The sequence below is a fragment of the Massilia phyllosphaerae genome, from assembly GCF_034659755.1.
In the GTDB taxonomy this organism is placed as follows: Bacteria; Pseudomonadota; Gammaproteobacteria; order Burkholderiales; family Burkholderiaceae_D; genus Telluria; species Telluria phyllosphaerae.
In genome coordinates this window covers 491,752-505,920 of record NZ_JAXSQX010000006.1, presented here as the reverse complement: position 1 = coordinate 505,920, position 14,169 = coordinate 491,752, and the positions used below count along the sequence as shown (strand labels likewise).

Genomic DNA, 14,169 nt, shown 5'->3' with positions numbered 1-14,169 from the left:
CGGCACCGCCGGCCGGCATCGCGCGTGCCAGTGCCGCCGGTGCCGGCGTCGCCACCTGCTCGGCCCCGCCCTGTCCCGGGCGGAAGGCCAGCATGCGCAGCAGCGTCATCGTAAAGCCCGCGTACTCGTCCGGCGCCAGGCCGATCTCGTTACGGCCGACCACCGCGATCTGGTAAAACAATTGCACTTCCTGCGGATCGAACAGCGTGGCTAGGCGCTGGATATCGGCCAGTTCGGGCAAATCGTCCGGCAAAGCGGTCGGCACCGTCTGCGCCAGCGCGACCCGGTGCAGCAGCGTGCCGAGGTCCTGCAGCGCGCCGTTGTACGACAGGCTGCGGCTGGCCATCTCGTCGGCCACCGCCATCAGGTCGGCGCCGTCCTGGTTGGCCAGCGCATCGAGCAGGCGGATCAGGTAGGACTGGTCGAGCGCGCCCAGCATGCCCTGTACCGCGTCCAGCGTGACGGCACCGGCGGCATAGGCGATCGCCTGGTCGGTCAGCGACAGCGCATCGCGCATCGAACCGTGGGCACCTTGGGCCAGCAGGCGCAGCGCCGGCTGTTCGAAGCTGACGCCTTCCTGGCCGAGGATGTTTTCCAGGTGGCCGACGATGTGGCCTGGCGGCATTTGCTTGAGGTTGAACTGCAGGCAGCGCGACAGCACGGTGACCGGGATCTTTTGCGGATCGGTGGTTGCCAGGATAAATTTTACGTGCTCGGGCGGCTCTTCCAGCGTCTTCAGCATGGCGTTGAAGGCGTGGTTGGTCAGCATGTGCACCTCGTCGATCATGTAGACCTTGAAGCGCGCATTGCTCGGCGCATACACCGCCTGTTCCAGCAGCTGGGCCATCTCGTCGACGCCGCGGTTCGAGGCCGCGTCCATCTCGACGTAGTCGACGAAGCGGCCGGCATCGATCGCCCGGCAGGGTTCGCATTGGCCGCACGGCGCGGCCGTGATACCGCCCTGCCCGTCCGGACCGACGCAGTTGAGCGACTTGGCCAGGATACGCGACAGGGTGGTCTTGCCCACCCCGCGCGTGCCGGTGAACAGATAGGCGTGATGCAGCCGTCCGGTGCGCAGCGCATGGGTCAGGGCACGGACAACGTGCTCCTGGCCAACCAGCGTGTCGAAGTTCCGGGGACGGTATTTGCGGGCGAGGACTTGATAGGACATGGCCGGGATTTTACCGCAGTTGGCCGTTGCCGCGAACAATCGGACAAGGATTGCTGAGCAGGTCCACAACGTGCAGCGGGTACGGACGTGACTAAACCGCTGAGCAATTCAGAAGTGGAAAATAAGGGGAGAACCAAGAAGGGAAAGTAGGCGAGCCTGATCTGCGGCACTTGCGGTGAACGGCTTTGGCTGCTTCGTTCCCGACCTGACCAGGTAAACCATGCCGCAATGCGCAGGGGCCCGCCAGCGCTCATTATAACCGACCATGGACATCCCGGCAAACCCGGTAGTTTGCCAACGGAAAAAGCTGCGTCCGACGGATCGAAACCAGTGCCGCGATTAGTTCCTGCGGCACCTGGCCTGCGCTATCTGACCTGCTCTACATATATATAGTAGATACCCGACACGGATTGACCGTCAGATACCCAGCTGTTGCCAGATGTCGTCCACGCGCGCCTTGACCTGCGGCGTCATCACGATCGGCGTGCCCCACTCGCGGTTGGTCTCGCCCGGCCACTTGTTGGTGGCGTCGATGCCCATCTTGCTGCCCAGGCCGCTGATCGGCGATGCGAAGTCGAGGTAATCGATCGGCGTATTGTCGACCAGCACCGTGTCGCGGGTCGGATCGACACGGGTCGTAATGGCCCAGATCACTTCCTTCCAGTCGCGCACGTTGACGTCCTCGTCCACCACGACGATGAATTTAGTGTACATGAACTGACGCAGGAAGCTCCACACGCCCATCATCACGCGCTTGGCATGGCCGGCATACTGCTTCTTCATCTGCACCACCGCCATCCGGTAGCTGCAGCCTTCCGGCGGCAGGTAGAAGTCGGTGATCTCGCTGAACTGTTTTTGCAGCAGCGGAATGAAGACTTCGTTCAGCGCCACGCCCAGCACGGCCGGCTCGTCCGGCGGTTTGCCGGTGTAGGTCGAGTGGTAGATCGGATCGCGGCGCATGGTGATGCGGTCGACCGTGAATACCGGGAACCAGTCCTGCTCGTTGTAATAGCCGGTGTGGTCGCCGTAGGGGCCTTCGAGCGCGTGCTCGTAACCGGACGGGTGCGACTCATCCGGATAGATATGGCCTTCCAGCACGATCTCGGCCGAGGCCGGCACCTGCAGCTCGCTGCCGATAGCTTTGGTGAGCGTGGTGCGCTGGCCACGCAGCAGGCCGGCGAACTGGTACTCCGACAAGGTGTCCGGTACCGGCGTCACTGCGCCCAGGATGGTGGCCGGGTCGGCGCCCAGCGCCACCGCGATCGGATACGGCTTGCCCGGGTTGGCGATGCAATGCTCGCGGAAGTCGAGCGCGCCGCCGCGGTGCGCCAGCCAGCGCATGATGACCTTGTTCGGTCCCAGCACCTGCTGGCGGTAGATGCCCAGGTTCTGCCGTTTCTTGTTCGGCCCCTTGGTGATGACGAGACCCCAGGTGATCAGCGGTGCGACGTCGCCCGGCCAGCAATGCTGGATCGGCAGGCGGCCGAGGTCGACGTCCTGCCCTTCCCACACGATTTCCTGGCAAGCCGCGCCCTTGACTTCTTTCGGCGACATGTCCCAAACCGACTTGACGAGCGAACCGAGGTCCATGATGTCGCGGAAACCCTTGGGTGGCTCCGGTTCCTTCAGGCGCGCCAGCACGTGGCCGATCTTGCGCAATTCGCTGACGTCGTCGGCACCCATGCCCAGGGCCACGCGCTGCGGCGTGCCGAACAGGTTGGCCAGCACCGGTATCTGGTGGGGCGCGCCAGCCAAACCGGTCGGATTCTGGAACAGCAGGGCCGGACCGGCGGCGCGCAGGGTGCGATCGCACACCTCGGTTATCTCCAGATGGGTCGAAACAGGCGCCGTGACACGCTTTAATTCCCCAATTTCTTGCAACTTGGCAATAAAATCACGTAAGTCTGAATAATTCATCAAGTTTTAATTCTTTTTTACATGTTTGTAACGGGTCTAGCAATCTGCGGCAAGTGGTTGATTTGCCACGGAATTGATGAGCTGCGCAACAAAAGTTAGATTTATAAGTAATAACGCACGATAGAGCTAGTATTGACTTGATATAAACGAGCTTCTACAATCCGCCTACCAAGTGAGACAGGCCCGTCCAGGACGTGATTTTAGCCGGTCTCCTTCTTACACGGGGTCGGGGCCCCAAGACATTTTAAGGAGTGTTTTTCACTGGGCGTCTGCCCAAACAACCCCGAGACAGTTGTTAGCCACTGGGCGCCTCCATCGCAGCGCGACCCAGCTGTAGCAAGCAATGACGGCGTAAGTCGACCGCAACGCGCGGCGACGGACGGTTTTCTGATGCACGGCATGAGATCTCCAAAAAGCAGCGTTTTAACGCCGCGTGGGGGATGCTTTTTCCGCGACAAAGGAGAGACGATGTTTCATCGCTTCATCGGTGCGAGCGCAAGGCTTGCCCAACAATTGGCCAGCCAGCCGATCACGTGGTCGACATCCGTGATCAAGACGGCACGCGGTATTTTGACCACCGCACAACATACGCTGACCGTATTCGGTTTATCCGCAGTCGCCATGGTGGCACTGCTGTACTTCCGCCCCGAGTTCGCACAACGGGTATCGAGCTTCCTGAACCCGCAGCAGAACCTTGCGGCAGCCAAACCGGCACCGGCGGCTTCGGGCGCGGTCCACCTGGCCTCGGCCCATGCCGACGCGGCCGTCGAAGTCGCGGCCGACGAAAAGGCGGCGCGCCCGACGCGCCAGCAGAAGTACGTCACCGACTGGCTGTCGCGCCGCTACCGCGTCGCCGGCGACGCCGCCAACATGCTGGTCTCGACCGCCTACAGCACGGCGCACGAGATCAAGCTGGACCCGCTGCTGATCCTGGCCGTGATGGCGATCGAATCGGGCTTGAATCCGTTCGCGGAAAGCCCGATGGGCGCACAGGGCCTGATGCAGGTGATGTCCAAGGTCCACAGCGACAAGTTCCAGCAGATGGGCGGCGCGCAAGCAGCCCTGAATCCGGTTGCCAACATCCGTGTCGGCGCCCTGATCCTGAAGGACTACGTGAAGCGTACCGGCTCGGTTGAAGGCGGCCTGAAGAGCTACGTGGGTGCCGGCGACGCCGAGACCGATTCCGGCTACGGCTCCAAGGTGCTGGCCGAGTTCAAGCGCCTCAAGCAGGTTGCAGCCGGCAAGAACGTCCCGATCACGACCCCGCCATCGGCCCCGGTCCTGGTCCAGAAGTCGTCCCCGTCCACGCCGAAGCCCGATGCACCGGCCGTCAGCGACGAGACCGCGCGCGGCGCCAGCCAGGGCGGCGAAACCGTCGCCGGGCTGTAAGCACCGCTCATCACACTTTTCCTGGTCGAAAGCCATCGCGGCGGGAGCTGCGGTGGCTTTCATTTTTTGCCGCATATCGCTCGCGTTGTCGCCGCGCGTTACCGTCGCGCATAGTCGCCCCTCATCGTCGTCCCCGCGAAGGCAGGGATCCATGCTGCGCTTCCGAAGCCGGTATTTTTAAAACTCTGCAGCATTTCCAGCAAAGCGAATTCGGTAACTCCGCTTGGGTCCCCGCCTGCGCGGGGACGACGAATCGACGACACCGCTTCGATCGTGATCGACGCGTCGCCAACAAAAAAGCCGTCCCGGTTTCCCGGAACGGCTTCTCGCTAATATATATAGCGTGGGTAAGACTCAGCGCTTGGCTTCCGCCGCCGCCTCGTCCGGCCGCAGCTTGCCGGCCAGGCGGTCCAGCACGCCGTTGACGTACTTGTGGCCGTCGATACCACCGAAGGACTTGGTCAGCTCGACCGCCTCGTTGATCACCACGCGGTACGGGATCTCGATCTTGTTCTTCAGTTCCCAAGCGCCGAGCAGCAGCACCGCGTGCTCGATCGGCGACAGTTCCGTGACCGGGCGGTCGACGGTCGGGGCGATCAGTTCGCGCAGTTCGACCGACTGGGCAATCGCGCCGTTCAGCAACTCGCGGAAATAGTCGCCATCGGCTTTTTCGAAGCCGTGGGCGCTGCGGATGTTGGTGATCACGGTCGAAGCCGGTTCATTGTTCAGCAGCCATTGATACAGGCCCTGCAGGGCGAACTCGCGCGCGCGGTGACGCGGCGTACGGTTCTTGTTCGGGTTGGCGTGAATGGTCTTGTCAGTCATGTTCTTGCCTAAATACGCTTATTCTTCTTCGGCCTGCAGCTCTTCGAGGGCGAGCAGCAGGTTGGCCATCTCGACCGCGACGCGCGCCGCATCGGTGCCCTTCTCGATCATGCGCACTTCCGCCTGCTCGTCGTTCTCGGTGGTCAGCACGGCGTTGGCGATCGGCATGCCGTAGTCGAGGCCGACGCGGGTGATGCCGGCGCCGGATTCGTTCGACACCAGTTCGAAGTGGTAGGTCTCGCCGCGGATCACCGCGCCCAGCGCGATCAGTGCGTCGAACTGCTGGGTCTCGGCCATCTTCTGCAGCGCCAGCGGCACTTCGAGTGCGCCCGGCACGGTGATGTGCAGGATGTCTTCGTCGGCGACGCCGAGGGTTTTCAGTTCGTTCAGGCAGGACGACAGCAGGCCCTGGCCGACGGTCGCGTTGAAGCGCGCCTGCACGATCCCGATGCGCAGACCTTCGCCCGTCATGTTGCTTTCAAAAGTTCCTACCGTCATGGCTATGCCTCTTCTTGTTTGGTTCAATAAATGTGAATGGATGGATGTTACCGCGCCCGCGGTACGGCATCCAGGATCGTTACGCTTCCGGCTTGGCCAGGTAGCCGGTGACTTCGAGGTCGAAGCCGGTCATCGACGGCATCTTGCGCGGGTTGGCCATCAGCTTCATCTTGCGCACGCCGAGCAGCTTCAGGACCTGGGCGCCGATGCCGTAGGTGCGCAGGTCGAGGCTGGCCGCGCGGGCGTTCGGACGCGCCGCCGTCTTGTCCTGGAACTGGCCGAACAGCTGCTCCGCCGTCTCGCTGCAGTTCAGCAGCACGATGACGCCCGACTTGGCGGCCTTGATCGCCTGCATCGACGAGGCCAGGTTCCACGAGTGCGCCGTGGTGCCGTTGTCCAGCAGGTCGATGATCGACACCGGCTGGTGCACCCGCACCAGGGCTTCCTCGTCCTGCGCCGGCTCGCCGTGCACCAGCGCCAGGTGGGCGCAGCCGCTCGGCTTGTCGCGGAAGGCGACCAGGCGGAACTCGCCGTGCACGGTCGACAGCGGGCGCTCGGCCACGCGCTCGACCAGGCTCTCGGTCTGGCTGCGGTAATGGATCAGGTCGGCGATGGTGCCGATCTTGATGTTGTGCTCCTTGCCGAACTCGAGCAGGTCGGGCAGGCGCGCCATGGTGCCGTCTTCCTTGATGATCTCGCAGATCACCGAGGCCGGGCTCAAGCCCGCCATCTCGGTCAGGTCGCAGCCGGCTTCGGTATGGCCGGCACGCATCAGCACCCCGCCCTTGACCGCGCGCAGCGGGAAGATGTGGCCCGGCTGCACCAGGTCTTCGGGCTTCGCGTCCTTGGCCACGGCGACCTGGATGGTGCGCGCGCGGTCGGCCGCCGAAATGCCGGTGGTGACGCCTTCGGCGGCTTCGATCGACACCGTGAAATTGGTGCCGAACGAGGTGCCGTTGCGGGTGGTCATCATCGGCAGTTCAAGACGGTCGCAGATCTCTTCCGACAGGGTCAGGCAGACCAGGCCGCGCGCGTGGCGGATCATGAAGTTGATCGCTTCCGGCGTGACGAAATCGGCGGCCAGGACCAGGTCGCCTTCGTTTTCGCGGTCTTCCTCGTCGACCAGAATGACCATGCGCCCGGCGCGCAGTTCGTCGACGATTTCCTGAGTAGTGGAGATGGACATGCGGGATTCCTTGGTACGGGGACAGCGGCCGGTGGTCTGTGCACCTGGCCAGGTGAATCCGCTATTTTAAAGGATTTACCGGGGCTCGGCCGCATCCGGCTTGCATTTAGCTGCTTGTACACAACTGTCCAGTCCTGAATGCAAGGTAGAATGGATTTTTAAGCAAAAGGACAGCGTCGCATGCTTCCCCGTTTTGGCCGTACCCTGATCCGCCTGGCCGCCATCGCGCTGCTGTCGCTGTCCGCAACCGCCCCCACGATCGCACAGGCAAGCGCGCCGGCCGCCGCCGCGCCGGCAGCGCGCAAGCCGGCGCCTCCCCGACTGGCGCCCCTTAAGCTGAACGATCCGCTGCCGATCGGTCCCCAGGTCAAGGTCGGCAAGCTGGCCAACGGCCTTACCTGGTACGTCCAGCCCAACCGCAAGCCGGAAAACAAGCTCGAGCTGCGCCTGGTGGTCAAAGCCGGCTCCATCCTCGAAGACGAGGACCAGCGCGGCCTGGCCCACTTCACCGAGCACATGGCCTTCAACGGCTCGCGCAACTTCAAGAAGCACGAGCTGGTGTCCTATCTGCAGTCGACCGGCGTCAAGTTCGGCGCCGACCTGAACGCCTACACCAGCTTCGACGAAACCGTCTATATCCTGCCGGTCCCGTCGGAAAAGAAGCAGGACGTCGACAAGGCCTTCCTGGTGCTGCAGGACTGGGCCCAGGGCCTGACCCTGAACGATGCCGACATCGACAAGGAACGCGACATCATCCTCGAGGAACTGCGTCTGGGCAAAGGTGCCGGCGACCGCATGCAGAAAGTGCTGATGCCGAAGATCTACAACGGCTCGCGCTACGCCGAGCGCTTGCCGATCGGCCAGGAAGACACGCTGCGCAACTTCAAGCCGGAGGCGCTGCGCCGCTTCTACCGCGACTGGTACCGGCCCGACCTGATGGCGGTGGTGGTGGTCGGCGACATCGCCCCGGCCGAGGCCGAGAAATTAATCAAAAAACATTTCGATGGCCTGAAGAATCCGGCCCAGGAACGCCCGCGCAACTACGCCACGATTCCGGCGCGGACCGACGCCGAAGCGCTGGTCGTGACCGACCGCGAAGCCGGCCCGGCCGGGATCCTGATCCGCTATCCGGTGCAGCCCTTCCAGGAACGGGAAACGGTGGGCGGCTACCGCGAGCAACTGGTCGAAGCACTGTTCAGCGGCATGCTGAACGCGCGCCTGCAAGAACTGGCGCAATTGCCCAATCCACCCTTCCTCGGCGCCAGCAGCGCGCTCGGCCGCCTGACGCCGCGCTACCGCTCGTATAACGCCGCGGCCTCGCTGGCCGCCGGCGGCGCCACGGCTGCTATCGATGCGCTGGTGCAGGAAAACGAACGCGCACGGCGCTATGGTTTCACGGCGGCCGAACTGGAGCGGGTCAAGAAAACCATGATGCGCACCTACGCGCGCGCCTGGAACGAGCGCGACAAGACCGACTCGTCGGTCCATGCCGATGAACTCATGCGCAATTTCCTGGAAGGCGAATCGATTCCCGGCATCGACGCCGAATACCGCTACGTCACCGAACTCGGCCCCGGCATCGGCCTCGACGAAATCAATGCCTATGCACGCGCCACCATCCCGGCCGATTCGGGCAAGCTGGTGATCTATACCGGTCCATCACAGACCAAAGGCGAGGCCGGGAGCGCGCTGCCGACCGGCGCCGAGCTGCTGGCCGCCGTGGCCGCCGCCGAACGCAGCGAGGTGCGCGCCCACGATGAAAAGGCGGTGGCCGGCGCCCTGATGGACAAGCCGCCGGCGCCGGGCCGCATCGTGGCGACCTCCGTCGACGCCCACCTCGGCCTGACCCACCTGACCCTGTCGAACGGCGTCAAGGTGATCCTAAAGCCGACTACCTTCCGCAACGACCAGGTCCTGATGAGCGCGGCGCGTTTCGGCGGCCAGAGCCTGTTCGACGACAAGGACATGTTCAGCGCACGCTATGCCGACACCATCGTCGCCGCAATGGGCTTGAAGGACTTCTCGCCGCTCGACCTGCGCAAGGTACTGGCCGGCAAGGCGGCCGCCGTCAATGCCGGTCTCGGCAGCAACACCGACGTCGTGGCCGGCGCCGCCGGCGCCGCCGACGTCGAGACCATGCTGCAGATGGCGTGGCTGAAGTTCGCCGGCGTGCGGCGCGACGAGGATCTGTACAAATCCTTCATCGGCAAGCAGATGGAACTGGCGCGCAACCGCCAGTCGCAGCCGGGCGCGCTGTTCGGCGACACCCTGGTCGCCACGCTGTACGGCAACAACCCGCGGGCGCCACGCGCGCTGCGTCCGGAAGACATCGCCCGCATCGACCTCGACCGCGCAATCGCCATCTACCGCCAGCGCTTCTCGAGCGCGAAGGACTTGACCTTTATTTTGGTCGGCAGCTTCGACGTCGAAGCGATCAAGCCGCTGCTGGCGACCTACCTCGGCAGCCTGCCGACCCCCGCCATCCCGACCGCCTACCGCGACCTCGGCCTGCGTCCGGTCAAGGGCGTGGTCAAGCGCGAGGTGAAGAGCGGCCTCGAGGACAAGAGCACGGTGTCGCTGACCTTCACGGGCCCGGCCGAGGTCAGCGAAATGGAAGAACTGCGCCTGTCGGCGCTGACCGAGGTGATGAATATCCGCATCATCGACGTGCTGCGCGAAAAGCTGGGCCTGATCTACGGCGGCGGCATGGAAGGGTCGATGACGCGCGTGCCCTATGCCCACTACACGGTCGGCGTGACCCTGCCGACCGGCCCCAAGAACGTCGACAAGGTGCTGCAGGCAACCTTTGCCGAAATCGAGCGCGTGCGCAGCCAGGGACCGGACCAGGGCGACCTCGACAAGGTCAAGGCCAACTGGCTACAGACCTACCGCAAGTCGCTGCAGGAAAACGGGTACTGGCTGGCGGTACTGCAGACCTCGCTGACCGAGGGCACCGACCCCGGCACGATCCTCAGTGTCGACAAGGAAGTGCAGTCGCTGAGCGTGGCGGACCTGAAGCGGACCGCGCAGCGTTATCTGAATCCGGACAATTATGTGCAGGTGGTGCTGAACCCGGAAAAGTGATGTCTCCGGTTGGCGCTGCGTGGATGGATGCACCGCCTGAACCCGTCCACCCTACCCCGACGCGTCGGTGACGGGTAGGGTGGACAGCTTCGCTGTCCACGCGTTCAACCTGCCTGTGAACGGCCGCTGTGAACGGCCGATCACTTCAAATACTGGTCGAACCAGGCCAGCACCCGCACCCGCTGGTCAGCCACGTGCTCCGGCTTGCGGATCGCGTGGCCCTCGTCCTCGTAGATGACGAGCGCGGTCGGCACCCCCTGCGCCTTCAAACCGTGCCAGAACTCCTGCGACTGCGCCGGCGGACACTCGACGTCGCGTTCGCCGACCATCACCAGCGTCGGCGTGGTGGCCGACTTGATCGACTCGATCGGCGAGGCCGCGCGATAGATCGCCGGATCGTCGTACATGGTGGCCCCGAAGAAGGGCACCATCCACTGGTCGATACCGTTCTGGCCGTAGTAGCTGATCCAGTTGGCGATGCCGGCACTGGCTACCGCCGCCTTGAAGCGCTGGCTGTGGGTCACGCCCCACATGGTCATGAAGCCGCCGTAGGAATGGCCTATCAGGCCGAGGCGCGCACTATCCACCGGTGCCTGGCGGATGGCGGCATCGACGCCGGCCAGGATGTCGCGCCAGTCGCCGCCGCCGAAATCACGCTTGTTGGCGCTGGAGAAGGCCAGACCCTGGCCATAGCTGCCGCGCGGGTTCGGGAAGAACACGAAATACCCCTTGTCCACCAGCGCGCGCACGAGGTTGTTGCCGCCCTCGCCGCCCGACACGTAGCGCGGCGTGATGGCCGCCGCCGGGCCGCCATGCACCTGCACGATCATCGGGTACTTCTTGCCCGGATCCACCGTTCGCGGTCCGACCAGCCACCCCTGCACGTTGAAGCCTTCGTTGGTCCAGGCAATGCTGCGCGCCTTTACCTGCGGCGCGAAACCGTCGTTGTCGCGGGTGATCGGCACCAGTGCGGCCAGCGGTCCGGCGACGATGCGCGGGCCGTGCTCGTAATCCTCGTGGACCGAGGCCGCGACCTTGCCGTCGGCGCTGAACACGAAACGGCCATCGCGCGCGCCGGACGCCGAGACCGGCGCCTGCCACAGCAGGCGGGCACTGCGCGCCGCCGGATCGATGCTGGCAATGCCGGTGTCGGCGCCAGCCTGCACCGAGGCCAGCAGGGCCGCCCCGCGCCAGCTGATGCCGTTGAAGCTGCCCTTGAAACCCGGCGTGATATCGGTCGGCGTAGCGACGCCCGCCTCGCCACCCTCGATCGGCACCGTGAAGACATCGCCGCCGACCGAGCCGAAATCGCTCATCAGGCCGCCGATGAAGGCGACCGTGCGGCCGTCCGGCGACACGTGCGGCATGTTCATCTGCATCTTCGGCGCCGCCAGCACGCGCAGGCGGCCGGAGGCGGCATCGACGTGGCCCAGGGTCGCGATCCACCAGTTGTTGTCACCGTTGCCCTTGGCACTGGTGACGACGAAGCCCTTGCCGTCCGGCGTCCAGTCGTATTCGTAGATGAATGTGTCGGCCGGGGACACCAGGCGCATCTCGGCGCCGGCCGGTCCATCGACGGCAACGAGCGCGATGCGCTGCTCGTCCTCTTCCTGCGCCAGGCCGATCTCGCCGACCTGGCGCGCACCCGCTTCCACTGCACCGGTGAGCTTTTTGGCGTTGACGGTGGCCAGGAAGGCCAGCTGGCGCCCGTCCGGCGACCAGCGCACCGTGTTGGCGACGCCCTTGAGGGTGGCGATGGTGACCAGCTTGCCGTCGCGCAGCACCAGCACGCTGGCGCTGCCGGCCTTGGCATCGGTCCCGATCAGGGCCATCGACTTGCCATCGGGCGACCAGGCCGGCGCATCGAAGCGGCATTGTCCGCAGGCGACGCTTTCATAGGTAGCGGCGATCCGGCCGCCGGCGGTCTCGCGCACCGTCACATGCGGCGCCCGCTTGTCCCCCTCCACCGTTTCAATGGCGGCAATGCGGTCGCCGGCGGCCGTCATCGCCAGCGCGCGGTAACTGCGCATGGCGGCCGGCTCGGCCGAACAAACGCCGGCGGCGGACAGCAAGCTTGCCAGCACGCCGGCCAGCGTTGCGCCGCGCACCATCTCCCTGGTATTTACCTGTTTCATTTCACGTCCTTGTCGATGAACAAATGCCATCGGGCAGTCTACGCGAAATGGCCGCAGGCGGGCACGTTTGCGCCCCGGAAATCAGACCTTGGCGGCGCTCAGCATGCGCTCGACGTAGCGCGCGATCAGGTCGATCTCGAGGTTGACCCTGGCACCGGCGGACAGGTGCTTCAGGGTGGTGACGGCGATCGTGTGCGGGATCAGGTTGATCGAGAAGCGGCAGCAGGCCGGCTTGCCGGCGCCGCTTGCCGCCACGTCCTCGACCTCGTTGACGGTCAGCGAGACGCCGTTGACCACCACCGAACCTTTATAGGCCAGGAACTTGCCCAGCTCGGCCGGCGCATCCACCACCAGCTTGTACGATTCGCCGACCTGTTCGAAGCTGTGCACGGTACCGAGGCCATCGACGTGGCCCGACACCAGGTGGCCGCCGAGGCGCTCGGCCAGGGTCAGCGCCTTTTCCAGGTTGACCTCGCCCGGCTGGTCGAGGCCGGCGGTACGGTTCAGGCTTTCGCGCGAGACGTCGACGGTGAAGGCGCTTTCGTCCTTCTCGACCACGGTCATGCAGGCGCCGTTGATGGCGATCGAGTCGCCCAGCGCGACGTCCGCCAGCGGCAGGCCGCCGGCGTCGATGGCCAGGCGCACGCCCGCATCGTTGCCGCCTGCCAGCGGGGTGACCGACTTGATGCTGCCGACGGCAGCGACGATTCCAGTAAACATACGTCTAGTTCCTTCAGTTTTTTCTTGGATGACTCGATTGATGATTCAGGATTGCCCGTTTGCGCCCTCAAGCTTGCCGGGAAAGCGCGCCATGATGCGCAGGTCCGGGCCGACCTGGCTCACGGCATGGAAGCGCAGTGCGAGCTTGTCGTCCAGGCGCGCCAGCGGCGGCAGCGCGAACATGCCCTGCCCCTGCCCGATCAGGTTCGGGGCCAGGTAGACCAGCAGCTCGTCGACGCAGCCTTCGCGCAGCAATGAGGCATTCAGCCTGGCCCCGGCTTCGACATGCAGCTCGTTGATCTCGCGCCGGCCCAGCTCCAGCATCAGCGCCGGCAGGTCGACCTTGCCGTGGGCGTTCGGCAGCAGGATGATCTCGTGACCGGCGGCGCGCAGCGCGGCTTCCTTGTCCGGATTCGGAACGGCGGCCACGATCCAGCAGGGTTCGCCCTGCAGGATGCGCGCGTCCATGGCGATATCGAGGCGGCTGTCGACGATCACGCGGCGCGGCGGCACCGGCGTAAAGCCCTCGGGCGCCGCGACGCCGCGCACGGTCAGCTGCGGATCGTCGGCCTTGACGGTGCCGATACCGGTCAGGATCGCGCTGGCGCGGGCGCGCCAGGCATGGCCGTCGGCACGCGCCTCCGGGCTGGTGATCCACTGGCTCTCGCCGCTGTCGAGCGCCGTCATGCCGTCCAGGCTGGCCGCCGTCTTCAGGCGCACCCAGGGCCGGCCATGGCGCATGCGCGTGAAAAAGCCGATGTTCAGCTCGTAGGCCTGCTCGGCCAGCACGCCCTGGCGAACCGACATGCCGGCCGCTTCCAGCTGCGCCATGCCGCGTCCCGCCACCAGCGGATTCGGGTCCACCATGGCCGCCACCACCCGGCCCAGGCCGGCCTGCACCAGCGCGTTCGAGCACGGCGGCGTGCGGCCGTAGTGGCTGCAGGGCTCGAGCGTGACATAGGCGGTTGCGCCGCGCACGTCATGGCCGCGCTGCCTGGCATCGCGCATCGCCTGGATCTCGGCATGCGCCTGGCCTGCCGGCTGGGTATGGCCGGCGCCGATGACCACGCCATCGCGCACGATCACGCAGCCGATACGCGGGTTCGGCGCGGTGATGGTCATGCCTTTGGCGGCCCATTCCAGGGCGAGCGCCATGCCTTCGCTGTCGGTGGTGATCTTGTTCGGTGTCTGCACGGTGTCTTTCGGTTTCGGCTGGGGACGGTCGGCAACGCCGCCGCCGGCGG

At 65.2% G+C, this 14,169-nt stretch carries 10 protein-coding genes and 1 other RNA gene; 2 read left to right on the top strand and 9 right to left on the bottom strand.

All coding sequences use genetic code 11. The features are described 5' to 3' along the window. The 3 genes from dnaX to ubiD form a co-directional block, all read right to left on the bottom strand. Window positions 1-1,171 (bottom strand): DNA polymerase III subunit gamma/tau (gene dnaX, locus U1H99_RS23480; protein WP_323144118.1); only part of this gene is annotated, 1,171 nt, incomplete at its 3' end. A 146-nt stretch (window positions 1,172-1,317) separates the two neighbouring features. Further along, window positions 1,318-1,416: signal recognition particle sRNA small type (ffs, locus tag U1H99_RS23475), an RNA gene on the bottom strand. A 172-nt stretch (window positions 1,417-1,588) separates the two neighbouring features. After that, the gene (ubiD, locus tag U1H99_RS23470; protein WP_323144117.1) at window positions 1,589-3,088 is read right to left on the bottom strand and encodes a 4-hydroxy-3-polyprenylbenzoate decarboxylase; all 1,500 of its coding nucleotides are present in this window, start codon (window positions 3,086-3,088) and stop codon (window positions 1,589-1,591) included. 468 nt (window positions 3,089-3,556) lie between these two features. Between ubiD and U1H99_RS23465 the strand changes: the two genes are divergently transcribed. Next, window positions 3,557-4,477 (top strand): transglycosylase SLT domain-containing protein, encoded by a 921-nt coding sequence (locus U1H99_RS23465; RefSeq protein ID WP_323144116.1) that lies wholly within the window; start codon window positions 3,557-3,559, stop codon window positions 4,475-4,477. A gap of 354 nt (window positions 4,478-4,831) precedes the next feature. On the opposite strand, the gene nusB is transcribed toward U1H99_RS23465, so the two are convergent. The 3 genes from nusB to ribBA all read right to left on the bottom strand — a co-directional run bounded on the left by nusB (window position 4,832) and on the right by ribBA (window position 6,986). Continuing rightward, on the bottom strand, window positions 4,832-5,302 hold the full coding sequence (gene nusB, locus U1H99_RS23460) for a transcription antitermination factor NusB (protein WP_323144115.1): 471 nt from the start codon (window positions 5,300-5,302) through the stop codon (window positions 4,832-4,834). An 18-nt stretch (window positions 5,303-5,320) separates the two neighbouring features. Continuing rightward, window positions 5,321-5,800, bottom strand: coding sequence for a 6,7-dimethyl-8-ribityllumazine synthase (ribH, locus tag U1H99_RS23455; RefSeq protein WP_323144114.1), 480 nt, complete (start codon window positions 5,798-5,800; stop codon window positions 5,321-5,323). 79 nt (window positions 5,801-5,879) lie between these two features. Beyond that, on the bottom strand, window positions 5,880-6,986 hold the full coding sequence (gene ribBA, locus U1H99_RS23450) for a bifunctional 3,4-dihydroxy-2-butanone-4-phosphate synthase/GTP cyclohydrolase II (protein WP_323144113.1): 1,107 nt from the start codon (window positions 6,984-6,986) through the stop codon (window positions 5,880-5,882). 180 nt (window positions 6,987-7,166) lie between these two features. Between ribBA and U1H99_RS23445 the strand changes: the two genes are divergently transcribed. Next, window positions 7,167-10,070, top strand: a complete 2,904-nt coding sequence (locus U1H99_RS23445; RefSeq protein ID WP_323144112.1) for a M16 family metallopeptidase — start codon at window positions 7,167-7,169, stop codon at window positions 10,068-10,070. A gap of 140 nt (window positions 10,071-10,210) precedes the next feature. Here U1H99_RS23445 and U1H99_RS23440 read toward each other — a convergent pair whose 3' ends face one another. From U1H99_RS23440 to ribD, 3 genes are all read right to left on the bottom strand, one after another. Next, the gene (locus U1H99_RS23440) at window positions 10,211-12,205 is read right to left on the bottom strand and encodes a S9 family peptidase (RefSeq protein ID WP_323144111.1); all 1,995 of its coding nucleotides are present in this window, start codon (window positions 12,203-12,205) and stop codon (window positions 10,211-10,213) included. An 81-nt stretch (window positions 12,206-12,286) separates the two neighbouring features. Beyond that, window positions 12,287-12,925 (bottom strand): riboflavin synthase, encoded by a 639-nt coding sequence (locus U1H99_RS23435; protein WP_323144110.1) that lies wholly within the window; start codon window positions 12,923-12,925, stop codon window positions 12,287-12,289. Window positions 12,926-12,970: 45 nt separating this feature from the next. Further along, complete coding sequence (gene ribD, locus U1H99_RS23430; RefSeq protein ID WP_323144109.1) at window positions 12,971-14,119, bottom strand: bifunctional diaminohydroxyphosphoribosylaminopyrimidine deaminase/5-amino-6-(5-phosphoribosylamino)uracil reductase RibD; 1,149 nt, start codon at window positions 14,117-14,119, stop codon at window positions 12,971-12,973. Window positions 14,120-14,169 lie beyond the last annotated feature (50 nt).

What these genes read in the sequence shown, in the direction of transcription:
- ubiD (WP_323144117.1), bottom strand. Translation starts at nt 3,088, where the DNA reads ATGAATTATTCAGACTTACGTGATTTTATTGCCAAGTTGCAAGAAATT.
- U1H99_RS23465 (WP_323144116.1), top strand. Translation starts at nt 3,557, where the DNA reads ATGTTTCATCGCTTCATCGGTGCGAGCGCAAGGCTTGCCCAACAATTG.
- nusB (WP_323144115.1), bottom strand. Translation starts at nt 5,302, where the DNA reads ATGACTGACAAGACCATTCACGCCAACCCGAACAAGAACCGTACGCCG.
- ribH (WP_323144114.1), bottom strand. Translation starts at nt 5,800, where the DNA reads ATGACGGTAGGAACTTTTGAAAGCAACATGACGGGCGAAGGTCTGCGC.
- ribBA (WP_323144113.1), bottom strand. Translation starts at nt 6,986, where the DNA reads ATGTCCATCTCCACTACTCAGGAAATCGTCGACGAACTGCGCGCCGGG.
- U1H99_RS23445 (WP_323144112.1), top strand. Translation starts at nt 7,167, where the DNA reads ATGCTTCCCCGTTTTGGCCGTACCCTGATCCGCCTGGCCGCCATCGCG.
- U1H99_RS23440 (WP_323144111.1), bottom strand. Translation starts at nt 12,205, where the DNA reads ATGAAACAGGTAAATACCAGGGAGATGGTGCGCGGCGCAACGCTGGCC.
- U1H99_RS23435 (WP_323144110.1), bottom strand. Translation starts at nt 12,925, where the DNA reads ATGTTTACTGGAATCGTCGCTGCCGTCGGCAGCATCAAGTCGGTCACC.